The organism is Micromonospora sp. WMMD1076, assembly GCF_029581475.1.
In the GTDB taxonomy this organism is placed as follows: Bacteria; Actinomycetota; Actinomycetes; order Mycobacteriales; family Micromonosporaceae; genus Micromonospora; species Micromonospora aurantiaca.
Map to the genome: position 1 here is coordinate 5,002,996 of NZ_CP120862.1, position 25,543 is coordinate 5,028,538.

3 protein-coding genes are annotated in these 25,543 nt (G+C 75.1%); all 3 read right to left on the minus strand.

Annotated elements, in window-relative coordinates:
* Positions 1–10 precede the first annotated feature (10 nt).
* From O7622_RS23155 to O7622_RS23165, 3 genes are read right to left on the minus strand one after another with little or no spacing between them, the layout of a single operon-like run.
* On the minus strand, positions 11–9,505 hold the full coding sequence (locus O7622_RS23155) for a type I polyketide synthase (protein ID WP_282310304.1): 9,495 nt from the start codon (positions 9,503–9,505) through the stop codon (positions 11–13).
* 46 nt (positions 9,506–9,551) lie between these two features.
* Positions 9,552–14,546, minus strand: a complete 4,995-nt coding sequence (locus tag O7622_RS23160) for a type I polyketide synthase (protein ID WP_282310305.1) — start codon at positions 14,544–14,546, stop codon at positions 9,552–9,554.
* A gap of 36 nt (positions 14,547–14,582) precedes the next feature.
* Positions 14,583–25,535 carry a type I polyketide synthase gene (locus O7622_RS23165; RefSeq protein ID WP_282310306.1) on the minus strand — a complete coding sequence of 3,651 codons (10,953 nt, stop codon included), beginning with the start codon at positions 25,533–25,535 and terminating at the stop codon, positions 14,583–14,585.
* Positions 25,536–25,543 lie beyond the last annotated feature (8 nt).

Here is a 25,543-nt window from a genome sequence, read left to right on the forward strand (position 1 = left end):
GCCGGCCGGGTCACGAGTCGGAGCCTTCCAGGGCCATCCGGACCAGGCCGGCGACGTCGAGTTCGCGGATCTGGGTCTCGGGTGCGGACGACGTGACCGGGGCGGCGGACGCCACGGCCGGCGTGCCGGCACTCGTACGGGCCAGCTGGAGCAGCTGGTCGAGCAGGCCCGCCTGCCGCAGCTCGTCGAGCGGGATCGCGGCGAGGGCCCGGCGCACGGACTCCTCGTCGCCGTCGTCGCCGTCGTCCCCCGCACCGTCCGCGAAGAGCTGCTCGTACAGGTGGCCGGCCAGGCCGTCCGGGGTGGGGTAGTCGAAGACGACGGTGGTGGGCAGGTCGTGCCCGGTCGCCGCGGTGAGCAGGTTGCGCAGTTCCACGGCCGTGAGCGAGTCGAAGCCGAGGTCCAGGAAGCCCCGGTCGGTCTCGATCGCGTCAGCGGAGGGGTGGCCGAGCACCTTCGCCGCGTCGACCCGCACCATCTCCAGCAGTGCGGCCCGCCGCTCGTCGTCCGGCAGCGCCCGCAGCCCGGCGAGCAGGTCCCGGGCGCCGGGCGCGACCGCCTCCGGCGCCTCGGCGGGGGCGGCGGCCAGCGCGCGTACGGCCGGCAGGTCGGCCAGCAGCGGACTGGGCCGCAGCGAGGTGAACAGCGGCTGGAAGGTGGCCCAGTCGACGTCGGCGACGGTGACGCAGCTGTCGCCGACCGCCAGGGCGTGCCGCAGCCCGGCCATCGCCACGCCGGGCGGCATCACCTGGAGGCCGCGGCGACGCAGTTGCTCCGCCGCACCCTCGGTGTACATGCCCGACTCGGTCCACGGTCCCCAGGCGATGGAGGTGGCCGCCCGGCCCCGGCCGCGTCGCCGCTCGGCGAGCGCGTCCAGGTAGGCGTTACCGGCCGCGTACGCGCCCTGTCCGCCGCTGCCCCACACCGCCGAGATGGACGAGAAGAGCACGAACGCGTCCAGTTCGGCGTCGCCGAGCAGCTCGTCGAGGTGTTCGGCGCCGCAGACCTTCGGGGCGATGACGTACGCCAGGTCCTCCAGGGTGGTGTCGGCCAGCGGCACCACCTCGCTGACACCCGCGGCGTGCACCACCGCGCGCAGCGGCGGCCCCTCCCGCCGGAGATCGGCCAGGAGGTCGGTCACGGCGGCGCGGTCGGCGGCGTCGCAGCGGACCACCCGGCAGTCCACGCCGAGCCCGGCCAGCTCGGAGATCAGCTCGGCGGCGCCCGGGGTGCCGGTCCCCCGCCGGCTGGTCAGCACCACCCGTTGCGCGCCCTCGGCGGCCACCCAGCGGGCCACGTGCCCACCGAGCGCACCGGCGCCTCCGGTGATCAGCACCGTGCCCCGGGGCTGCCACGGCGTGACCTCCCCGTCGGTGGTGGTGGCCGGTACGAGCCGCCGCACCAGCACCCCGGACTCGCGGACGGCGAGCTGGTCCTCCACGCCGCCGCCGGTGAGGATGCCGCCGAGACGCATCGCCGTCCACGGCTCCAGGTCAGTGGGCAGGTCGACCAGCCCGGCCCAGCGGGCGGGCTGCTCCAGCGCGGCCACCCGGCCCAGGCCCCACAGCATCGCCTGCCGCGGGTTGGCCGGGCCGTCGCCGTCGCCGAGGCCGACGGCGCCCTGGGTGACGCACCAGAGCCGGACCGAGGCGTCGAGGTCGACGAGCTGCTGGAGCAGGTGCACGGTCGCGGCGAGGCCGCGCGGCAGCGCCGGGTGCTCGGCGTGCGGGGTGTCGTCCAGGCCGAGGAAGGACAGGATCGACAGCGGCCCGCCGCCCGCGCCGAGCGCCTCGGTGAGCACGTCGGCGAACCCGCCGCACAGCTCCTCGGAGTCGGCGGCGGTGTCCACGGGCACGATGCTCACCTCGGCACCCAGGGCCCAGGTGCAGGAGTGCAGGTCGGGGTCGTCCGCCCGGTCGGCGGGCAGCAGCACCAGCCACCGGCCGGGGTCCTGCTCCTGCGAGGTCTCCGCGATGGGCTCCCAGACCGCCCGGTAGCGGGTGCCGTCGACCAGGGCCTGCTCCCGGCCGCGCCGGCGCCACGCCGACAGGGCGGGCAGCACGGTGCCGAACGGCTGGTCGCGGTGCACGTCGAGGTCGCGGGCCAGCGACTCCAGGTCCTCGGCCTCGACCGCGGCCCAGAAGCGGCGTTCGACCTCGGTGGCCTCGTCGGCGGCCACGAGGGCGGCCCAGGGCGGCGGCTCCGGCCAGTAGCGCTGCCGGTCGAACGCGTAGGTGGGCAGCTCGACCCGCTGGGCGCCGGTACCGGCGTAGAGGACGGACCAGTCCGGGGAGACGCCGTGGGTGTGCAGCGCGGCGAGCGCGCGCAGCAGGGTGGTCGGCTCGGCGCGGTCCCGGCGCAGGGCGGGCACCACCAGTGGGGCCCGGCCGGCGGCCGGGGCCTCGGCCAGGACGGCCTGGGCGAGGGCGGTGAGCACCCCGTCCGGGCCGATCTCGACGTAGCCGGTGACGTTGCGCTCGCGCAGTGCCACGACGGCGTCGGCGAAGCGTACCGCCTCGCGGGCGTGGCGCACCCAGTAGCCGGGCGCGCCGATCTCCGCCGCGTCGACCGGCGCGCCGGTGACGGTGGAGACCATCGGGACGCTCGGAGCCGCGTACCGCAGCCGTCCGGCGACGGCGGCGAGGTCGTCGAGCACCGGATCCATCAGCGGACTGTGGAACGCGTGGCTGACCGCCAAGCGCCGGACCCGGACGCCCCGTGCGGACCACTCGGCGGCCAGTTCCTCGACGGCGTCGCCGGCTCCGGACACCACGACCGCGGCGGGGCCGTTGACGGCCGCGACGGAGACCCGGTCGGCCCGCTCGCCGAGCGTGGCGGTCACCTCGGCCTCGGTGGCGGCGACGGCGAGCATCGCCCCCCCGGCCGGCAGCGCCTGCATCAGCCGGCCCCGGGCGGCGACCAGCTCGGCGGCGTCGGCCAGGGAGAGCACACCGGCGGCGTGGGCGGCGGCGATCTCGCCGATCGAGTGCCCGGCGACGGCGTCGGGGCGGACCCCCCACGCCTCGAACAGCCGGAACAGCGCCACCTCCACGGCGAACAGCGCCGGCTGGGTGAATTCGGTGCGGTCCAGCGCCTCGGCCTCGGGCGTGCCGGGCTCGGCGATGAGCAGTGGCCTGAGCGGGCGGGGCAGATGCGCGTCGAGGGCGGCGCAGGCCTCGTCCAGGGCGGCGGCGAAGACGGGGAACGCCTCGGCCAGCTCGCGACCCATCCCGGCCCGCTGGGCGCCCTGCCCCGAGAACAGGTACGCCACCTTCGGCCGGGGCACCGCCACGCCGGTGACCACCAGCGGCGCGTCCTCGCCGGTGCCGAGGGCGCGCAGCCCGGCGCCCAGCGCGACCCGGTCGGTGGCCAGCACGACGGCCCGGTGTTCCAGGGCGGCCCGGGCGACGGCCGACGACCAGCCGACGTCGACCGTACGTGGCGCCTCCAGCCCGGTGAGCTGCTCGGACCAGCGCTGCGCCTGGGCGGCCAGCGCGAACCCCGAACGGCCCGACAGCAGCACCGGCACCACCGGCAGCCGCGCCGGGTCACCGGTCGGCTGCTCGGCTTCGACCGGCTCCGGGGCCTGCTCCAGGATGGTGTGCGCGTTGGTGCCGCTGATGCCGAACGAGGAGACGGCGGCGCGGCGCGGGTGGTCGGTGACCGGCCACGGGCGGCCCTCGCCGAGCAGTTCGACCGCGCCGACGCTCCAGTCCACCTGGTCGGTCGGCTCGTCGACGTGCAGGGTCTGCGGCAGGTAGCCGTGCCGCAGCGCCAGCACCATCTTGATGATCCCGGCGACACCGGCGGCGGCCTGGGTGTGACCGATGTTCGACTTGATCGAGCCGAGCCAGAGCGGCTGCTCGGCGGGCCGCTCCCGGCCGTACGTCGCGAGCAGGGCCTGCGCCTCGATCGGGTCGCCGAGCTTCGTGCCGGTGCCGTGCGCCTCGACGGCGTCCACGTCGGCCGGGGCGAGGCCGGCGTTGGCGAGCGCCTGCCGGATCACCCGCTGCTGCGACGGCCCGTTCGGGGCGGTGAGGCCGTTGGAAGCGCCGTCCTGGTTGACGGCGCTGCCCCGGATGACCGCGAGCACCGGGTGACCGTTGCGGCGGGCGTCGGAGAGCCGCTCGACGAGCAGCAGGCCGAGGCCCTCGCCCCAGCCGGTGCCGTCGGCGGCGGAGGCGAACGCCTTGACCCGGCTGTCCGGGGCGAGGCCCCGCTGCCGGCTGAAGCCGACGAACACCCCGGGGGTGGACATGACGGTGACGCCGCCGACCAGGGCGAGGGAGCACTCCGAGCGGCGCAGCGCCTGGCAGGCCCAGTGCAGCGCGACCAGCGACGACGAGCAGGCGGTGTCGACCGAGACGGCGGGCCCCTCCAGCCCGAGGGTGTACGACACCCGGCCCGACAGGACGCTGCCGGCGTTGCCGGTCATCAGGTGCCCCTCGGCGCCCTCGGCGCTGAACATCAGGTTGCGGTAGTCCTGGTAGTTGGTGCCGACGAACACGCCGGTGGCGCTGCCGCGCAGCGTGTGCGGGTCGATCCCGGCCCGCTCGACCGCCTCCCAGGACGCCTCCAGCAGCAGCCGCTGCTGCGGGTCCATGGCGAGGGCCTCGCGGGGGCTGATGCCGAAGAAGCCGGCGTCGAAGTCGGTGGCGCCGGTGACGAAGCCGCCCTCGCGGGCGTAGCTGGTGCCCTCCTTTTCCGGGTCGGAGTCGAAGAGCCGGTCCAGGTCCCAGCCCCGGTCGGTGGGGAACTCCCCGATGGCGTCGCCGCCGGCGGCGAGGAGCTGCCACAGCTGCTCCGGGGTGTCCGCCCCACCGGGCAGGCGGCAGCTCATCGCCACGATGGCGATCGGGTCGTCGTCCTCGGACGCGGCGGCCGGGGCGGGGGTGGTCGCGTCGGGGACGATCCCGGTGAGCAGTTCGCCGAGGTGCGCGGCGAGCACAGTCGGGTTCGGATAGTCGAAGGCGAGCGTCGCGGGCAGCCGCAGGTCGGTGGCGGCGGCCAGGAAGTTGCGCATGTCGACCGCCGTCAGCGAATCCAGGCCGAGGTCGCGGAAGGGCTGGGTGGCCGGGATGTCGTCGGCGGCGCCGTAGCCGAGGGCCGTCGCGGCGCACTGCCGCACCAGCTCCAGCAGTGTCGCGGTGCGCTCCCCCGGCGCGAGCGCGGCGAGCCGCCGGGCGAGGGCCGATGGTACGCCCGTCTCCTCCTCGGCGGCCTCCTGCCCGGCCGGTTGCGTCGCCTCCTGGGCCTCGGCGAGGTCGCCGATCAGCGGGCTGGGCCGCACCAGGGTGAACGCGGGGGCGAAACGGGCCCAGTCGATGTCGGCGACGACCGTGGTGGGCTCGTCGCGGCGCAGCGCCCGGGCGAGGGCCTCGACGGCCAGTTCCGGGTCCATGCCGATCATGCCGCCCCGGCGCAGCCGTTCCTGGGCGCGTTCGTTCTCGGCGGGCAGGCCGGCCCCGCGCCAGGCGCCCCAGGCCACCGAGAGGGCTGGCAGTCCCTCGGCCCGGCGCCGCTCGGCGAGGGCGTCGAGGAAGGCGTTGGCCGCCCCGTACGCGCCCTGCCCGGCGTTGCCGGTGGTTCCGGCCACCGAGGAGAAGAGCACGAAGGCGTCCAGGTCGAGGTCGCGGGTCAGCTCGTCCAGGTGCAGCGCGGCGACGCACTTCGACGCGGCGACGGTGTGCAGGCGCTGCGCGGTGACGGTGTCGACGATGCCGTCGTCGAGGACGGCGGCGGTGTGCAGCACGGCGCTCAGCGGGGCGTCGGCGGGAACGGCGGCGAGCAGGTCGGCCACCTGTGCCCGGTCGGCGACGTCGCAGCGGGCCACTGTGACCCGTACGCCGAGGCCGGTCAGCTCCGCCTCCAGCTCGGCGGCGCCCGGGGCGTCCGGGCCGCGCCGGCTGGCCAGCAGGACGTGCGCGGCGCCGGAGCGGCCCGCCCAGCGGGCCAGATGCCCGCCCAGTCCGCCGGTGCCACCGGTGATCAGCACGGTGCCGCGCATCCGCCGGGTGTCGTCCGCGTCGCCGGAGTCGACCGGCTCGGGTTCGGTGATCCGGGTGAGGCGGCGGACGAAGACGCCGGAGGCGCGGACGGCGAGCTGGTCCTCGCCCCGGCCGGACTGCTCCGCGCCGTCGTCGCCGAAGGCGTCTTCGCCACCGCTGGCGCCGAGCGCCGCGCAGAGCAGCGCGCCGGCCTGCGCGTCGAGCGCGTCGGGCAGGTCGAGCAGGCCGCCCCAGCGGGCGGGGTGTTCCAGGGCGACGGCGCGGCCGAGCCCCCAGACGGAGGCGGCGGCGGGGCGCGGCGCCGGGTCGTCGGCGCAGGCCACGACGGCTCCCCGGGTGGCGCACCACAGCGGCGCCTCGACGCCGAGCAGCCCGAGCGCCTGCACCAGCAGGGCGGTGCCCGAGACGGCCAGCGAGGTGGCCGGGTGCTCCGGGTGCGCCCGCTCGTCCAGGCCCAGCAGCGAGAGCACGGCGACGGGTCCGTCCGGGCCGGTGAGCGCGGCGCTCAGCCGCTCGGCCAGCGCCGCCGGGTCGTGTGTGACGTCCAGCTCCACCGGGACGACGTCCGCGCCGAAGTTGCCGAGGGCCGACAGCACGTCGGTGACCAGCGGGTCGTCGCCCAGCGCCGCCGGCACCGGCACGAGCCAGGTGCCGGCGAGCCAGGTCAGCGGCAGGTCGGGCAGGGCCCGCCAGGTGACCCGGTAGCGCCAGCGGTCGATGTCCGGGGCGGCGTCGGCCGCGGTGAGGAAGAGCGGCGGCGCGGGCCAGTACCGGTGGTGGTCGAAGGCGTACGTGGGCAGGTCGACGGTGGCCGCGGCGGGCAGCACCCTCGTCAGGTCGACGGGCAGGCCGACGGCATACGCGGTGGCGAGGTTGGTCAGCAGCCGGGTCGCGTCGTCGTCACCACGACGCAGACTGCCGATGGTGTGCCCGCTCACGCCGGCGTCGTCGAGGATCGCGGTTACCGGCATCGTCAGCACCGGATGCGGGCTGATCTCGACGAACGTGGTGTGCCCGGCAGCCACAGCCGTCCGCACGGCCGCGTCGAAGAGCACAGTCCGCCGCAGGTTGTCGTACCAGTAGTCAGCGGTCATCACCGCCGGATCCACCCAGTCCCCGGTGAGAGTGGACACGAGCCGGGTATGACCGGCCCGCGGACTGACACCGGCCAGGTCCGCCCGAAGCTGCTCGGCGACCTCCTGCACCGCGGGCGAATGCGACGCGTAGTCCACGGGGATCAGCCGGGCGCGAACACCCTCGGCCCCGCACGCCCGCACAAGGCCGGCGACGTGCTCCGGCGGACCCGACACCACGACGGTGGACGGGCCGTTGACCGCCGCGACCCCGACACCCGGAAACGCGGGCAGCCGCTCGGCCACCGCCTCGGCCGACAGGTCCACCGACGCCATCGTCCCGGTACCCCGCAGCACCGCCAGCGCACGCGACCGCAACGCCACCGTCCTCGCCGCGTCCTCCAGGCTCAGAATGCCCGCCACACACGCCGCGCCGATCTCACCCTGCGAGTGACCGATCACCGCGTCCGGAACCACACCCGCCGCACGCCACACCGCCGCCAGAGCGACACCGACGGCCCACAGCACCGGCTGCACCACCTCGACCCGGTCCAGCCACGACTCGTCCTCGCCCGTGAGCACCGACACGAGATCCACGTCGAGATACGGCGCCAACGCCCGCCGGCACTCCGCCAGACACTCGTCGAACACCGGCGTACGACCCACCAGCCCCGCCGCCATCCGCGCCGACTGCGCACCCTGACCCGGAAACACGAAGACCGGACCCGCACCCGGACTCGACGCCACCCCCGTGACCACGTTCCCCGCCGGCTGACCGGCAGCGAAGGCATCCAGCCCGGCAAGCAACCCCTCGACGGACGACCCGACAACAACGACTCGATGATCGAACGCCGACCGGGTAGCCGCCAACGACCAGCCCACCCCCGCCGGATCGATCCCACCCCGCTCACGCACGTGCCGCGCAAGCCGGACAACCTGACCGGCCAACGCCGTCCCCGACCGCGCCGACACCGGCCAGACCATTACATCCGAAGCGACCAACCCCGTCCAACGCCCAGACGCATCCGACTCGACCGGCTCAGCCGACTGCTCGATGATCACGTGAGCGTTGGTGCCGGAGATGCCGAACGAGGAGACGGCGCCCCGGCGTACCCGGCCCGTCTCGGGCCACGGGCGGGCCTCCGTCACCAGTTCCACCGCGCCGGCCGTCCAGTCGACGTGCGGGGACGGCGCGTCGACGTGCAGCGTCGCCGGCACGAGGCCGTGCCGGATGGCGAGCACCAGCTTGATCACGCCGGCCACGCCCGCGGCGGCCTGGGCATGGCCGATGTTCGACTTCACCGAGCCGAGCAGCAGTGGCGGGGCCTCGTCACGGTCCTGCCCGTACGTGGCGATGAGCGCCTGCGCCTCGATCGGGTCGCCCAGCCTGGTGCCGGTGCCGTGCGCCTCCACCACGTCGACGTCGGCGGTGGAGAGCCGGGCGGAGGTGAGGGCCTGGCTGATGACCCGCTGCTGGGCCGGCCCGTTGGGCGCGGTCAGCCCGTTCGACGCGCCGTCCTGGTTGACGGCGGTGCCGCGGACCACAGCCAGGACGCGGTGGCCGTTGCGGCGGGCGTCCGACAGCCGCTCGACCAGCAGCCAGCCGACCCCCTCGGAGAACCCGGCGCCGTCGGCGGCGGCGGCGAACGACCGGCACCGCCCGTCGGTGGACAGTGCGCGCTGCCGGCTGGATCCGATGTAGAGGCCCGGGGTGGCCATCACGGTCACCCCGCCGGCCAGCGTCAGGTCGCACTCCCCCGCCCGCAGCGCCTGCACGGCGAGGTGCAGCGCCACCAGCGACGACGAGCAGGCCGTGTCGATGGAGACGGCCGGTCCTTCGAGCCCGAGGGCGTACGACACCCGGCCCGACGCGACGGCCGCCGCGCCCCCGGTCATCGAGTGCCCCTCGTCGCCGTCGGGCGACATCATCAGCAGGGTGCCGTAGTCCTGCCCGTTGGTGCCGACGAACACCCCGGTCCGGCTGCCGCGCAGCGAGGCGGGGTCGATGCCGGCGGCCTCTACCGCCTCCCAGGAGGTCTCCAGCAGCAGCCGCTGCTGGGGGTCCATGGTCAGCGCCTCGCGCGGCGAGATGCCGAAGAAGGCGGAGTCGAAGTCGCCGGCCCCGTCGACGAACCCGCCCTCCCGGGCGTACGAGGTGCCCGGGTGGTCGGGGTCGGGGTGGTAGAGGCGCTCCAGGTCCCAGCCCCGGTCGTCGGGGAAGGGCGCGACGGCGTCCCGGCCGTCCCGCAACAGCTCCCACAGGTCGTCGGGATTGCGCACCCCGCCCGGCAACCGGCAGCTCATCGCCACGATCGCCACCGGCTCCAGTTCCTGGGACTGGGCCTCGCTGAGTCGGCGGCGGGTGTCGTGGAGATCAGCCATGACCCGCTTGAGGTAGTCGCGGAGCTTGTCTTCGTTGGCCATCGGAGTGCCGCTTCCTCGAAAGAGACGGGAGAGAGCTGGAGCTGGGTCAGGAGATGCCGAGGTCCTTGTCCACCATCGCGAACAGTTCGTCGTCGGTGGCGTCGTCGAGGTGCCGGCCGATGTCGGCGCCGCCGCTGTCCTGGCCGAGCCGGGAGAGCATCGCCTGCAGGCGTACGGTGGCCCGCACCCGGGCCGCCTCGTCCCGGGCGACCACGTCGAGGCCCTCGGCGATCCGGTCCAGATCGTCGAGGAGCGCGTTCGGGGTGACCGCGTCGTCGTGGGCGACCTCGGCGTAGAGGTACTCCGCCAGGGTCGTCGGGGTCGGATAGTCGAAGACCAGTGTGACCGGGAGGGCCACGGCGGTGACCGCGCCGAGCCGGTTACGCAGCTCGACGGCGGTGACGGAGTCGAAGCCCAGCTCCCGGAACGCCCGATGCTCGTCCACCGAGTCGGCGGACGGGTAGTTGAGCACGGCGGCGACCTGGCCACGGACCAGGCCGAGCAGCACGGCGAACCGCTCGGCGGCGGGCAGCCCGGCGAGCCGCTCCCGCAACGACTCCGGGCCGTCGCCGGCCTCCACGCTGCCCATCGCCTCGGCGGCGGCGAGCCGCCGGACGTCCGGCAGGTCGCTGATCAGCGGACCGGGCCGGGTGGCGGTGAACGCGACGGAGAACCGTTCCCAGGCGATGTCGGCGATGGTGAGGAACGCCTCGCCGTGGTCCACCGCCTGGTGCAGCGCGGTGATCGCCGCCTCCGGGGTCATCTCGGGTACGCCGTGGCGGTGCAGCAGCTCGCCGAGCGGTCCGTCGGCCATACCGCCGCCGGCCCACGCCCCCCAGGCGACGGAGGTGGCGGTGAGGCCGAGGCCCCGGCGGTGCTGGGCGAGCGCGTCGAGGAACGCGTTGCTCGGGGCGTAGTTGCCGACGCCGGAGCTGGCCACGCTGCCGGCGAAGGACGAGAACATGACGAACGCGGACAGCTCGTGGTCGAGGGTCAGCTCGTGCAGGTTGTACGCGACGTCGACCTTGGCCCGCAGCACCCGTTCGATCTGCTCGGGCCGGATGTCGTTGATCATGGCGTCGTCGAGGACCGCGGAGGCGTGCACGACCGCGGTGAGCGGGTACTCGGCGGGGATCGCCTCGATCAGCTCGGCCAGGGCGTCGCGGTCGGAGGCGTCGCACTCGACCACCGTGGCCTGGGCGCCCAGCGCGGTGAGGTCGTCGACGAGCTGCTGCGCGCCGGGCGCGGCCATGCCCCGCCGGCTGACGACGACGATGTTCTCCACACCGCTGCGGGCCAGCCAGCGGGCGGCGTGCCCACCGAGCGCGCCGGTGCCGCCGGTGACGAGCGCCGTACCGTACGGCTGCCACGGGTTGGCGGGCTGACTGTCGCCGAGCGGGACGCGGGTGAGCCGGCGGGCGAGCAGGCCACTCGGGCGTACCGCGATCTGGTCCTCGTCCCCGGCGGTGGTGAGGGCCGCGACCAGCAGGTCGGCACAGCGGTCCTCCACGGCCTCGGGCAGGTCCACGAGGCCGCCCCAGCGCTGCGGGTGCTCCAGCGCGGCGACCCGGCCGAAGCCCCAGACCAGCGACTGCGCCGGGGAGCGCAGCAGGTCGGCCATGCCTACCGACGCGGCACCGGAGGTGACGCTCCACATCGGCGCGCGCAGGCCGATGTCGCCGAGGGCCTGGAAGAGCGCGACGGTGGCGGCGAAGCCGCCGGGCACGGAGGGGTACAGCGGGTGGGCCAGCTCGTCGAAGGCGAGCAGCGAGACCACGCCGGCGACGTCGGCGGCGGCGTCGCCGCCCGGTGCGGCGGCGAGCGCCTCCTGCAGCAGCTTGCCGAACTGGTCGCGGTCGACGTCGGGCGTGGAGACGGCCACCGGCACGAGCGTCGCGCCGGCCGCCGCGATCGCCTCGACGCAGGCGTCCTGCCAGGGCTCGATGATGTCGCCGGTCGGCAGGACCACGACCCAGGTGCCGTCCATGCCCCGGTTGGCGACGCCGGTCAGGGGCTTCCAGGTGTCCTGGTAGCGCCAACTGTCGATGTCGGCCTGCCGGCGCCGCTGCCGGCGCCAGGAGGTGAGCATCGGCAGGGCCGGAAGCAGCGCGTCGAGGACCTCGTGTGCCGGGGTCTCCTCGGTGGCGATGGTCTCGGCGAGGGCCGTGACGTCCCCGCTCTCGACGGCGGCCCAGAAGCCCGCGTCGCCCGGGTCGCCGCTCATTCCCGACAGCAGGCTCTCCAGGTCGGGTCCGCCGCTGCCGTCGAGCCAGAACCGCTGGTGGTCGAAGGCGTACGTGGGCAGCGGCGCGACCTCGGTCTCGGCGAGGACGTCCGCCGGGTCGACGGGCAGGCCGACGGCGTACGCGGTGGCGAGGTTGGTCAGCAGCCGGGTCGCGTCGTCGTCGCCCCGGCGCAGGCTGCCCAGGGTGTGCCCGCTCGCGCCGGTGTCGTCGAGGATCGCGGTGACCGGCATCGTCAGCACCGGGTGCGGGCTGATCTCGACGAACGTGGTGTGCCCGGCGGCGACAGCCGTACGGACCGCGGCGTCGAACTGCACGGTCTGCCGCAGGTTGTCGTACCAGTACTCCGCGCCCATGGTGAGCGGGTCAGCCCACTCGCCCGTGAGGGTGGAGACCAGCCGGGTGTGGCCGGCCCGCGGGGTGACGCCGGCCAGGTCCGCGCGGAGCCGCTCGGCCACCTGCTGCACTGCGTCGGAGTGCGACGCGTAGTCCACGGGGATCAGCCGGGCGCGGACGCCCTGCGCCTGGCACGCCTGCACGAGGTCGGCCACGGGCTGCGGCGGGCCGGACACCACGACGGTGGACGGCCCGTTGACGGCCGCGACACCGACACCCGGGAACTCCCCCAGGCGCTCGGTGACCGCGTCGGCCGACAGGTCGATCGACGCCATCGTCCCGGTCCCCCGCAGCACCGTCAGCGCCCGCGACCGCAACGCCACTGCCCTCGCAGCGTCCTCCAGGCTCAGGATCCCGGCGACACAGGCCGCGCCGATCTCGCCCTGGGAGTGACCGATCACCGCGTCCGGGACGACGCCCGCCGCGCGCCACACGGCCGCCAGGGCGATGCCGACGGCCCACAGCACGGGCTGCACGACCTCGACCCGCTCCAGCCACGACTCGCCGTCACCGGTCAACACCGCGACGAGGTCCACGTCGAGGTGCGGCGCCAGGGCCTGCTGGCACTCGGCCAGCTTCGCGTCGAACACCGGCGTACGACCGACGAGCCCGGCCGCCATCCGCGCCGACTGCGCCCCCTGACCCGGGAACACGAAGACGGGACCTGCGCCGGCGCCGGTGACCGTACCGGTGACGAGGTTCCCTGCCGGCTGGCCGGCGGCGAGGGCGTCCAGCCCGGCCAGCAGCTCGTCGGCGGTCGACCCGACGACGGCGGCACGGTGGTCGAACGTCGAGCGGGTGGTGGCCAGCGACCAGCCGACCGCCGCCGGATCGATCTCGCCGCGCCTGCGCAGGAAGTCCGCGAGCCGGGCCGCCTGCCCGCCCAGGGCGGTCCTCGACCGGGCCGACACCGGCCAGAGGGTCACCTCCGAGGCGACCAGGCCCGGCCGGCGCGCGGGCTCGACGGCGCCGGTCCCGTCCGCCTGCCCGCCGTCGACGGTCGCCGCCTCGGCGACGCGCGGGCGGTACTCCTCCAGGATGACGTGGGCGTTGGTGCCGCTGACCCCGAAGGAGGAGACGCCGCCGCGGCGGGGGCGGTCCAGTTCCGGCCACGGCTTGGACTCGGTGAGCAGGGAGACCGCCCCGGCCGTCCAGTCCACGTGCGGGGACGGCTCGTCGATGTGCAGGGTCTCCGGCATGACGCCGTTACGCAGCGCCATCACCATCTTGACCAGCCCGGCGACGCCGGCGGCGCTCTGGGTGTGGCCGATGTTCGACTTCACCGAGCCCAGCCACAGCGGACGGTCGGCCGGGCGGTCCTGCCCGTACGTGGCGATGAGCGCCTGCGCCTCGATCGGGTCGCCGAGGGTGGTGCCGGTGCCGTGCGCCTCGACCATGTCGACGTCGGCGGAGCCGAGCCGGGCGTTGGCGAGGGCCTGGCGGATGACCCGCTGCTGAGAGGGGCCGTTGGGGGCGGTGAGGCCGTTGGAGGCGCCGTCCTGGTTGAGGGCGCTGCCCCGGATCACGGCGAGGACCGGGTGGCCGTTGCGTTCGGCGTCGGCCAGCCGCTCCACGACGAGCACGCCGCCGCCCTCGCCCCAGCCGGTGCCGTCCGCGCCGGCCGCGAAGGCCCGGCACCGGCCGTCGACGGACATGCCGCGCTGCCGGGAGAAGACGACGAACACGCCGGGGGTGACCATGACGGTGACGCCACCGGCGATGGCCAGGTCGCACTCGCCGCGGCGCAGGGCGTTCACGGCGAGGTGCAGGGCCACCAGCGAGGAGGAGCAGGCGGTGTCCACGGTGACGGCCGGGCCGTTGAGGCCGAGGGTGAACGAGATCCGGCCGGACGCCACGCTCGTGGTGTTGCCGGTGCCGATGTACATGTCGACGCCCTCGGGCACGTTCGGCAGACCCATGCCGTAGTTCGAGGTGCTCAGCCCGACGAAGACACCGGTGGAGCTGCCGCGCAGCGACAGCGGGTCGATGCCGGCCCGCTCGACGGCCTCCCAGGACGTCTCCAGCAGCAGCCGCTGCTGCGGGTCCATGGCGAGGGCCTCACGCGGCGAGATCCCGAACAGGGACGGGTCGAAGTCACCGGCGCCGTCGAGGAACCCGCCGATGCGGGTGTAGCTCTTGCCCGGCTTGTTCGGGTCGGGGTCGTAGAGCGCCTCCAGGTCCCAGCCCCGGTCGTCCGGGAACTCGGTGAGCGCGTCCCGGCCGTCGGCGACAAGCTCCCACAGGTCCTCCGGCGACCGCACGCCACCCGGGAAGCGGCAGCTCATCGAGACGATGGCCAGGGGTTCCTGGTCGCGGGCCTCGACGGTCTGCAGCTTGCGCTTGGTGTCGTGCAGGTCGGCCGTCACCCGCTTCAGGAAGTACCGCAGCTTGTCGTCGCTCATCGGGTGGCCCCTGCCTCGGTCCGAAGGTTGGTCATCTCAGGAGATTCCAAACTCTTTGCTGATGAAGTCGAAGATCTCGTCGTCGCTGGCCGAGTCGAGGTCTGGCCGGTCCGGTTCGACGGCGGGCCCGGCCGCCAGGTCGGACGCCTTGGCGAGCAGGTCCTGCATCCGGGCGGTGAACCGGGCGCGGGCCGCCGGGTCGAGCGGGATGGCGGTGAGCAGGCTCTCCACCGTGTCGATGCCCTGGAAGAGCGGCTGGGTGGAGGGCGCCGCGTCGGCGGCGATCTCGCTCGTCAGCTTCTCGGCGAGCGCCGTCGGCGTCGGGTAGTCGAACACGAGCGTCGCCGGCAGCCGCAGGCCGGACAGGCTGTTGAGCCGGTTGCGCAGGTCGACGGCGGTGAGCGAGTCGAAGCCCAGGTCGGTGAAGAGCCGGTTCGGGTCGACCGCGTCCGAGCCGGCGTGGCCGAGGACGGCGGCGATGTTCGCGCGTACCACGTCGAGCACCACCTTGAGCCGCTCCGGGGCGGCCAGTCCGGCGAGCCGCCGGCCGAGCTGCACCCCGCCGGAGCGGGCACCGGTGGCGTCCATGGAGCGTCGCAGCGGCACCCGGACCAGGGCCCGGAGCATGGGCGCGAGGGTGCCGGTCTCCGCCTGCCCGCGCAGCGTCCCGACGTCCAGGCGCATCGGCAGGACGGCTGCCGCGTCGAGCCGCCACGCGGCGTCGAAGAGATTCAGCGCCTGCTCGGTGGACAGACCGGTGGCGCCCTGCTCGGCCATCCGCCGCACGTCGTCGTCGCCGAGGTGGCCCGTCATGCCGCTGGCCTGCGCCCACAGGCCCCAGGCGAGCGAGATGCCGGCGAGCCCGTGTGCCCGGCGGTGCGCCGCGAGGGCGTCGAGGAAGGCGTTCGACGCCGCGTAGTTGGACTGGCCGGCACTGCCCAGCGTGGCCCCCGCCGACGAGAACAGGACGAAGGCCGCGAGGTTCGCGTCGGCCGTGAGGCGGTGCAGGTGCCAGGCGGCGTCGATCTTCGGCACGGCGACCGCGTCCACCCGTTCGGGGGTCATCGACTCCAGCACGCCGTCGTCGAGGACGCCGGCGGCGTGCACCACGGCGGTGAGCGGGTGCGCCGCCGGCACCCCGGCCAGCAGCGCCGACAGGGCCTCGGGGTCGGCGGCGTCGCAGGCCGCGACGGTCACCTCCGTACCGGTGCCGGCGAGTTCGTCGACCAGGTCGCCGATCCCCTCGGCCGCCGCGCCGCGCCGCCCGGCCAGCAGCAGGTGCCGTACGCCGTGGCTGGTGGCGAGGTGGCGGGCCAGGATGCGGCCCAGCACGCCCGTGCCGCCGGTGATCAGCACGGTGCCGGCCGGGTCGATCCCGCCGGGCAGCGGCTCGACACCGGCCGGAACCCGGCCGAGCCGTGGGGTGCGGACCTGCCCGTCGCGCACGGCGAGCTGCGGCTCGCCGGAGGCGATGGCGGCGGCCAGCGCGGCGGCGCTGTCCGGGGCGTCGTCGAGGTCGACGAGCTGGCACCGGCCCGGGTGTTCGAGCTGGGCGGCGCGCAGCAGGCCCCAGACCGGGGCCTGGCGCAGGTTCACCGGCTCCTGCTCCCCCGCCGCGACCGCGTCCCGGGTGACGAGCACCAGCCGCGAGTCGGCGAACCGGTCGTCGGCGAGCCAGGTCCGCAACGCGGCGAGCGTACGGTGCGTGACGGCGCGCGCCTGCGCGGCGAGCTCCGGGTCCGACGGGTTCCCGGCGTCGCCGACCGGGACGATCACCAGCTCGGGCGCCGGCTCACCCCCGGCGAGAAGGTCGCCCAGCGAGTCGAGCCCGACGTCGGTACGCACCCGGGCACCGGCCGCCTCGCAGGCCGCGCTGAGCACCAGGTCGTCGCCGAGCGCCACCCAGCGGGTGGCGGCCGGCACGGGGCCGGTGGGCACCGGCAGCACGGGCCAGTCCACCTGGAACAGCGACTCGTGCCGGCCGGAGCGGGCCGCGCCGAGGGAGTCCCCGGAGACACGGCGCATGATCAGCGAGTCGACGTGCAGCACCGGGGCGCCGGTGGCGTCGGCCACCTGGAAGGAGACGCCGACCTCGCCGGCCGCGGCGACGCGCACGCGCAGGGCGGTGGCCCCGGCGGCGAGCAGGGAGACCCCGGTCCAGGCGAACGGCAAACGGGGCACGCCGGCGTCGGCGCCGTCGCCCATCCGGCCGAGGAAGCCGCCGATCGACATGGCCTGCAGCGCGCCGTCCAGCAGCGCCGGGTGCACGCCGAAGCGGCCGGCCTCGGCGTGGTGGCCGGCGGGCAGCTCGACCTCGGCGAAGACCTCGTCGTCGCGGGTCCACGCGGCGCGCAGGCCCCGGAACGCCGGCCCGTACCCGAAGACGGTCGCCTCGATGCCGGAGTAGAAGTCGTCGGACTCGACGCGCGTCGCGCCGGGCGGCGGCCACACCCCCAGGTCGAAGGCGGGCGCGGCGTCGGCCGGCTGCGGGCCGACCAGCCCGGTGGCGTGGCAGGTCCAGGCGACGTCGGCGAGGATCTCGTCGGAGCCGTCCCGGTAGGGCCGGGAGTAGAGCTGGACGGTGCGCCGTCCGTCGTCGTCGCGGTCGCCGACCGTCAGCTGCACCTGGAGCGCGCCGAGTTCGGGTAGGACGAGCGGGGCGAGCAGGGTCAGCTCCTCCACCGTCGGGCAGCCGGCCTGCGCACCGGCGTACGTGGCGAGTTCCACGAAGGCGGTGCCGGGCAGCAGGATGTTGTCCATCACCCGGTGCTCGCCGAGCCACGGGTGGGTACGCACCGACAGCCGCCCGGTGAAGACCATCCGCTCGCTGTCGGGGAACGTCAGCGTGGCGCTGAGCAGCGGGTGCCCGGCGTCCTGGAGACCGGCGGAGCTGACGTCCTGCGCCCGGTGCGCCGGCGGCTCCACCCAGTACCGCTGGTGGTCGAAGGCGTACGTGGGCAGGGCGACGGGGTCGGTCTCGGCGAGGACGGCCGTCAGGTCGACGGGCAGGCCGATCGCGTGAGCGGTCGCGAGGTTCGTCAGCAACCGCGTCGGATCGTCATCACCACGACGCAGGCTGCCCAGGGTGTGCCCGCTCACGCCGGCATCGTCCAGGATCGCCGTCACCGGCATCGTCAACACCGGATGCGGACTGATCTCCACAAACGTCGTGTGACCCGCCTCGACCGCCACCCGCACAGCAGCGTCGAACCGCACCGTCCGCCGCAAGTTGTCGTACCAGTAGTCCGCCGTCATCGACAACGGGTCCACCCAATCCCCCGTCAACGTCGACACCAACCGGACATGGCCCTCTCGCGGCGTCACATCGGCCAGGTCGGCGCGCAACCGCTCCGCCACCTCCTGCACCGCCACCGAATGCGACGCATAATCCACCGGAATCAACCGCGCCCGCACCCCATCGGCCTGGCAGGCCGCCACCAGGTCGGCAACCGACTGCGGCGGACCCGACACCACCACAGTCGACGGACCGTTCACCGCCGCCACCCCGACCCCCGGGAAGCCCGGCAGCCGCTCCGTCACCGCGTCCGCGCAGAGGTCCACCGACGCCATCGTCCCGGTGCCCCGCAGCGCGGTCAGCGCCCGAGAGCGCAACGCCACCGCCTTCGCCGCGTCCCCCAGCGACAGAATCCCCGCCACACACGCCGCGCCGATCTCACCCTGCGAGTGACCGATCACCGCCGCCGGCACCACACCCACGCGCTGCCACACGGCGGCGAGGGCGACACCGACGGCCCACAGCACCGGCTGCACGACCTCCACCCGCGCCAACCACGACTCGTCGTCACCGGTGAGCACCGACACCAGGTCCACATCCAGATACGGAGCAAGGGCCCGCTGACACTCCGCCAACCGCGCATCGAACACCGGCACACGACCCACCAGACCCGCCGCCATCCGCGCCGACTGCGCACCCTGACCCGGAAACACGAACACCGGGCCCGCACCGTGCGACGACGACATCGCCGCGACCACGTTCCCAGCCGGCGACCCCGACGCCAGAGCATCCAGCCCCGCCAGCAACTCCCCCATACCCGACCCGACCACAACCGCCCGGTGGTCGAACGTCGACCGGGTCGTCGCCAGGGACCAGCCCACCGCCGCCGCATCGGCCTCGCCGTGCTCGCGCACGTGCCGGGCCAGCCGGGCCGCCTGGCCGGTCAGGGCTTCCCTCGACCGCCCCGACAGCGGCCATGCCACGACGCCGGAATCCACGAGGCCGGGCCGCGGGTCCACGCTTGCGGCGTCGACCGGCTCGTCACCCTGCTCGATGATCACGTGGGCGTTCGTGCCGGAGATGCCGAACGACGACACCGCCGCCCGGCGCGGCCGGTCCACCGCCGGCCACGGCCGCGACTCCGTGGCCAGCTCGACGGCCCCGGAGGTCCAGTCGATGTGCGGGGACGGCTCGTCCACGTGCAGCGTCGCCGGGACGAGGCCGTGCCGGATGGCCTGCACCATCTTGATCACACCGGCCACCCCGGCGGCGGCCTGGGCGTGGCCGATGTTCGACTTGATCGAGCCGAGCAGCAGCGGCCGGTCGGCGGGCCGCTCCCGCCCGTACGTGGCGAGCAGGGCCTGCGCCTCGATCGGGTCACCGAGCGTGGTGCCGGTGCCGTGCGCCTCGACCACGTCCACGTCGGCCGTGGAGAGCCGCGCCGACGCCAGCGCCTGGCGGATCACCCGCTGCTGCGAGGGACCGTTCGGGGCGGTCAGCCCGTTCGAGGCGCCGTCCTGGTTGATCGCCGAGCCGCGCACCACCGCGTACACGGTGCGGCCCTGCCGGCGCGCGTCGGAGAGCCGCTGCACAAGCAGCATGCCCACGCCCTCGGACCAGCCGGTGCCGTCGGCGGACGCGGCGAACGACTTGCACCGGCCGTCGGCGGCCAGGCCGCGCTGCCGGGAGAACTCGACGAAGGCGGTCGGGGTGGCCATCACCATCACGCCACCGGCGAGGGCCATGTCGCACTCGCCGCGCCGCAGCGCCTGACCGGCCCAGTGCAGGGCCACCAGCGACGAGGAGCAGGCCGTGTCCAGCGACACCGCCGGCCCCTCCAGCCCGAACGTGTACGCCACCCGGCCGGAGATGACGCTGCTGGTCATCCCGGTCAGCATGTAGCCCTCGGCGGCCTCCGGCGAGTACGCGAGCAGCGAGCCGTAGTCCTGGCCGCTGGTGCCGACGAAGACGCCGGTGCTGCTGCCCCGTGCGTCGGCCGGGTCGATGCCGGCGGACTCGAAGGACTCCCAGGTGGTCTCCAGCAGCAGCCGCTGCTGCGGGTCCATGGCCAGGGCCTCGCGGGGCGAGATGCCGAAGAAGCCGGGGTCGAACCGGTCGACGCCGCTGAGGAAGCCGCCGCCGCGGGCGTAGAAGGTGCCGGGGGCGTCGGGGTCGGGGCTGTAGAGGCTGTCGAGGTCCCAGCCGCGGTCGGTCGGCAGGTCGCTGATCGCGTCGACGCCGTCGACCACCAGCCGCCACAGGTCGTCGGGCGACCACACGCCGCCGGGCAGCCGGCAGGCCATGCCGATGATCGCGAGGGGCTCGTCGTCGCCGACCGGCACGGTGGTCGTCGCGGGTCGCACGGGGACCGGGGTGCCGGCGATCTCCGTACCCAGGAAGCCCGCCAGGTCGTGCGGGGTCGGGTAGTCGAAGACGAGGGTGGCCGGCAGCCGCATCCCGAAGGCGTTGTTGAGCCGGTTGCGCATCTCGACGGCGGTCAGCGAGTCGAAGCCGAACTCGCTGAACGCCCGGCGCGGCTCGATGGCCGCCGGGTCGGGGTAGCCGAGCACGGCGGCGGCCTGCCCACGGACGATCTCGACCAGCGCGGCGGCCCGCTCGGCGTCGCCCAGCCCGGCGAGCTGCTGCACCAGCGACGCGCCGGTGGTGGCCGCGGCGGCGCGCGCGGGCGTGCGGATCAGCGCCCGGTACAGCGGCGGGATGCTCCCGCCGGCGAACTGCACCTTCATCGCGGCGAGGTCCAGCCGGGCCGGGACGAGCGCGGCGTCGGTGGTGCGGCAGGCCGCGTCGAAGAGCGCGAGCCCCTCCTCGGCCTCCATGGCGGCGACGCCGGAGCGGGAGATCCGGTTGAGGTGGACGTCGTCCAGCTCGGTGGTCATGCCGCTGCGGTCGGCCCAGAGGCCCCAGGCGAGGGTGAGCGCGGCGAGGCCACGCGCCTTGCGGTGCTGGGCCAGCCCGTCGAGGAACGCGTTGGCCGCGGCGTAGTTGCCCTGGCCCGGGCCGCCTGCGGTGGCGGCCAGCGAGGAGTACGAGACGAACGCCCTCAGGCCGAGGCCGGCGGTCAGCTCGTGCAGGTGCCACGCGGCGTCGACCTTGGGCCGCAGCACGCCGTCCATCCGCTCGGGGGTGAGCGAGGAGATGACGCCGTCGTCGCGGACACCGGCGGCGTGGACGACGGCGGTGAGGGGGTGCTCCGCCGGGATGCCGGCCAGCAGCTCGGCCACGGCGGCGCGGTCGGCGACGTCGCAGGCGGCGACGGTGACGCTCACGCCGAGCGCCTCCAGCTCGGCGCACAGCTCCGCGACGCCCCCGGCGGCGCGACCGCGCCGGCTGGTGAGGATGAGGTGCCGGACGCCGTACGTGCTGACCAGGTGCCGGCTCATCAGCTGGCCGAGGGTGCCGGTGGCGCCGGTGATCAGGACGGTGCCGTCGGAGTCGAACGGGGCGGCCGGCGGCTCGGCCGGGGCGGGAACCCGGGTGAGCCGGGCGCCGGCGGCGACACCCGCGCGGATCACGACCTGCGGTTCGTCGGTCGCGACGGCCGGGACGAGCGCGGCGGCACAGCCGGCCACGTCGTCGACGTCGACAAGCACGAACCGGTCGGGGTTCTCCGACTGGGCGGAGCGGAGCAGGCCGATCACGGCGGCGCCGGCCAGGTCGGTCAGGTCGGCGTCCCGGTCGGTGGAGACCGCGCCCGAGGTCAGCACCACCAGCCGGGACACAGCGTAGCGCTCCTCGGCGAGGAACTGCTGGAGCACGGCAAGCACCCGGTGGGTCGCCTCGGCGACGGCGCGCGGCACGTCCGCCGACGCGGGCGGGTCGAGCAACGGCAGGACCAGCACGCCGGGCGCGTCCGTCCCGTCGTCCATCGCCGTGGCCAGGGCCGTCAGGTCGGGGTACGCCGCCACGGCCGTGCCGGTGGCCGCGACCGCGTCGGTGAGCGCCGCGGCGTCGCCGATGACCGCCCAGTCGACTGTGGACGGGCCGGCGGGCAGCGCGAGCGGCGCCCACTCGACCCGGAAGAGCGACTCGGTGCCGCCGCCCCCGGCGGTGCGGAGCTGGTCGGCGGAGACCGGCCGCAGGACCAGGGAGCCGACGGAGATGACGGGCGCGCCGGTGACATCGGTGAGCAGCAGCGAGATGCTGTCGGGGCCGGTGTGCGAGACCCGGACGCGGGCCGCCGCGGCCCCGGCGCCGTGCAGGGCGACGTCGTTCCAGGAGAACGGCAGCCGGCCGTACCCCGGGGGCATGCCCGCCCCTGAAGGCTCTCCGGCCGGCGTGGTCAGGCCGAGGGTGTGCAGCGCCGCGTCGAGCAGGGCCGGGTGCAGGCCGTACCCGCCGGCCTCGGCGGCGGGGGCCTCGGGCAGCACCAGCTCGGCGAAGAGGTCGTCGCCGCGCCGCCACGCGGAGCGCAGGGCGATGAAGGACGGGCCGTAGTCGTAGCCCTGGGCGGCGAGGTTCAGGTAGAGGTCGTCGGTGCCGACCTCGGTGGCGCCCGGCGGCGGCCAGGTGGTCAGGTCGGACCACCCGGCGGGGCCGCTCGGGGCGGCGGGGCCGCTGGCCAGCACGCCGCTGGCGTTGCGGGTCCAGGTCCGCTCGCCCGCGCCCTCGGCCGGCTCGCCGTCCTGGGCGGAGTGCAGCGACACGGATCGGCAGCCGGTCTCGTCGGCCGGGCCGATCCAGAGCTGGATGTCGACGCCCCCGGTCTCCGGCAGGATCAGCGGCGACTCCAGGGTGAGTTCGCGGACGTGGTCCGCGCCGACGTGCGCGCCGGCCTGGAGGGCGAGTTCAACGAAGCCCGTGCCGGGCAGCAGCACGGTGTCGAAGACGACGTGGTCACAGATCCACGGGTGGGTACGCCGGGCCAGCCGGCCGGTGAACAGGAATCCCTCGGCGTGCGCGACGCCGACGGCGGCCCCGAGCAGGGGGTGTTGCGCGGGGCGCAGGCCGACGGCGGTGACGTCGCCGGTCCACCCGGCGCCCGCCTCGGGCCAGTAGCGCTGGTGCTGGAAGGCGTACGTGGGCAGGTCCACGCGCCGCGCGCCGGTCTCGGCGAACCACTGCCGCCAGTCGACCGCCACCCCGTGCACGTGCAACTCGGCCAGCCCGGCCAGCAACCCGTGCGCCTCGGGCCGGTCCCTGCGCTGCGCGGCGACGGCCAGCACGGCGTCGTCGGCGGGCAGGATGTCGCCGACCATCGCGGTCAGTACGCTGCGGGGGCCGATCTCCAGGAACGTGTCCGCCCCGGCGGCGCGCAGCGCGGCCACCCCGTCGGCGAACCGCACCGCCTGCCGGACGTGCCGCACCCAGTAGTCGGGCGTGCGGATCTCGTCGGCGTCGGCCAGCGCACCCGTCACGTTCGACACGACCGGCAGCACCGGCGCGGCGAACTCCAACCCGTCGAGAACGGCCCGGAAACCGGCGAGCATCGGCTCCATCAACGGACTGTGGAACGCGTGACTGACCGCGAGGCGGCGGGTGCGTACACCCCGGTCCTTCCAGACCCGCTCCACCTCGTCAAGGGCCTCGACGGCACCGGAAACCACGACCGACGCGGGCCCGTTCACGGCCGCGATCCCCACACCGGCCAACCCGTCCAGCACGGCCGCCACGTCAGCCTCGGCCGCCGCGACGGCCAGCATCCCACCCCCGGCGGGCAGCGCCTGCATCAACCGGCCCCGCGCCGCCACCAACACGCAGGCGTGCTCCAGCGACAACACCCCCGCCACGTACGCCGCCGTCACCTCGCCGACCGAGTGCCCGCCGACCAGGTCGGGGGCGACGCCGAAGGACTCGACCAGCCGGAACAACGCCACCTCGACCGCGAACAACCCCGCCTGCGTGAACACCGTCTGATCCAGCAACTCCGCCTCGGCCGAACCCGCCTCAGCGAAAATCACCTCCCGCAGCGGGCGCGGCAGCAGCGCATCCAGGTACAGACACACCTCGTCGAACGCGGCAGCGAACACCGGAAACTCGACATACAACTCCCGGCCCATCCCGGCACACTGCGCACCCTGACCCGAGAACAGGACCGCCAACGAACCCCGGCCACCAGCCTGGCCCACGACAACCACACCCGACGGCTGCCCAGCGGCCAGGGCACGCAACCCGCCCAGCAACTCCTCACGACCGGTCGCGGAGACCACGGCCCGGTGCTCCAGGGTGGAGCGTGAGGTGACCGACGAGAAGGCCACGTCCAGGGGCCGCAGGGTCTCGTCGGCGGCGATCCGGGCCGCCCAGCGGCCCGCCTGCGCGGCGAGGCCGGCCGCGTCCCGGGCCGACACCGGCACCGGCACGACCGGCCGCTCGACCAGCAACGCGGCGGCGGCCGACGGGGACTGCTGGGGCGCCGGAGCCTGCTCCAGGATGGTGTGGGCGTTCGTGCCGGACACCCCGAACGAGGAGACGGCCGAGCGGCGCGGCCGGCTCACCGCCGGCCACGGCGTCGCCTCGGTCACCAGCGACACCTCGCCGGCCGACCAGTCGACCTCGGGCGTCGGCTCGTCCACGTGCAGGGTGGGCGGTACGACGCCGTGCCGCATCGCCATCACCATCTTGATCACACCGGCGACACCGGCGGCGGCCTGGGCGTGACCGATGTTCGACTTGACCGACCCGAGCAGCAGCGGCGCCGAGTCCCCCCGGTCCTGCCCGTACGTGGCGAGCAGCGCCTGCGCCTCGATCGGGTCGCCGAGCCGGGTGCCGGTGCCGTGCGCCTCCACCACGTCCACGCCGCCGGTGGCGAGGCCGGCGTTGGCCAGCGCCTGCTGGATCACCCGCTGCTGTGACGGCCCGTTCGGGGCGCTCAGGCCGTTGGAGGCGCCGTCCTGGTTGACGGCGCTGCCCCGCACCACGGCGAGGACGGGGTGGCCGTTGCGCTGCGCGTCCGACAGCCGCTCCAGCACCAGGACGCCGACGCCCTCGGACCAGCCGGTCCCGTCCGCGGCGGCGGCGAACGCCTTGCAGCGGCCGTCGGCGGCGAGGCCGCGCTGCCGGGAGAACTCGACGAACGCGGCCGGGGTGCACATGGCGGTGACCCCGGCGACGATCGCCAGGGTGCACTCCCGCTGCCGCAGCGCCTGCCCCGCCAGGTGCAGGGCGACCAGCGAGGACGAGCAGGCGGTGTCGATGGTGACCGCCGGGCCCTCCAGCCCGAAGGTGTAGGCGATCCGGCCGGAGACCACGCTGCCGGCGTTGCCGGTCATCAGGTGCCCTTCCAGGCCCTGCGCGGCACCCATCAGCACGGTGCCGTAGTCCTGGCCGGTGCTGCCGGCGAAGACGCCGGTGCGGCTGCCGCGCAGCGAGTGCGGGTCGATGCCGGCCCGCTCCAGGGCCTCCCATGACGTCTCCAGCAGCCAGCGCTGCTGCGGGTCCATCGCCAGCGCCTCGCGGGGGGAGATCGCGAAGAAGCCCGGGTCGAAGTCGGCCAGGTCGTGGACGAAGCCGCCCTGCCGCGTGTACGACGTGCCGCTCTGTTCGGGGTCGCTGTCGTAGAGCGACCCGAGGTCCCAGCCGCGGTCCTCGGGGAAGTCGGTGACCACGTCCCGGCCGGACGCGACCACCTCCCACAGGTCCTCGGGAGAGCGCACCCCGCCGGGGTAGCGGCAGCTCATGGAGACGATGGCGACCGGTTCCTGTTCGCCGGCCTCCACCTCGCGCAGGCGCTGGCGCACCTGGTGCAGGTCAGCGGTGACCCGCTTGAGGTAGTCGAGAAGCTTCGCCTCGTCAGCCATGGACCGCG

Excerpts from the sequence above, each read along its gene's own strand:
- O7622_RS23155 (WP_282310304.1), bottom strand. The coding sequence starts at position 9,505 with ATGGCCAACGAAGACAAGCTCCGCGACTACCTCAAGCGGGTCATGGCT.
- O7622_RS23160 (WP_282310305.1), bottom strand. The coding sequence starts at position 14,546 with ATGAGCGACGACAAGCTGCGGTACTTCCTGAAGCGGGTGACGGCCGAC.
- O7622_RS23165 (WP_282310306.1), bottom strand. The coding sequence starts at position 25,535 with ATGGCTGACGAGGCGAAGCTTCTCGACTACCTCAAGCGGGTCACCGCT.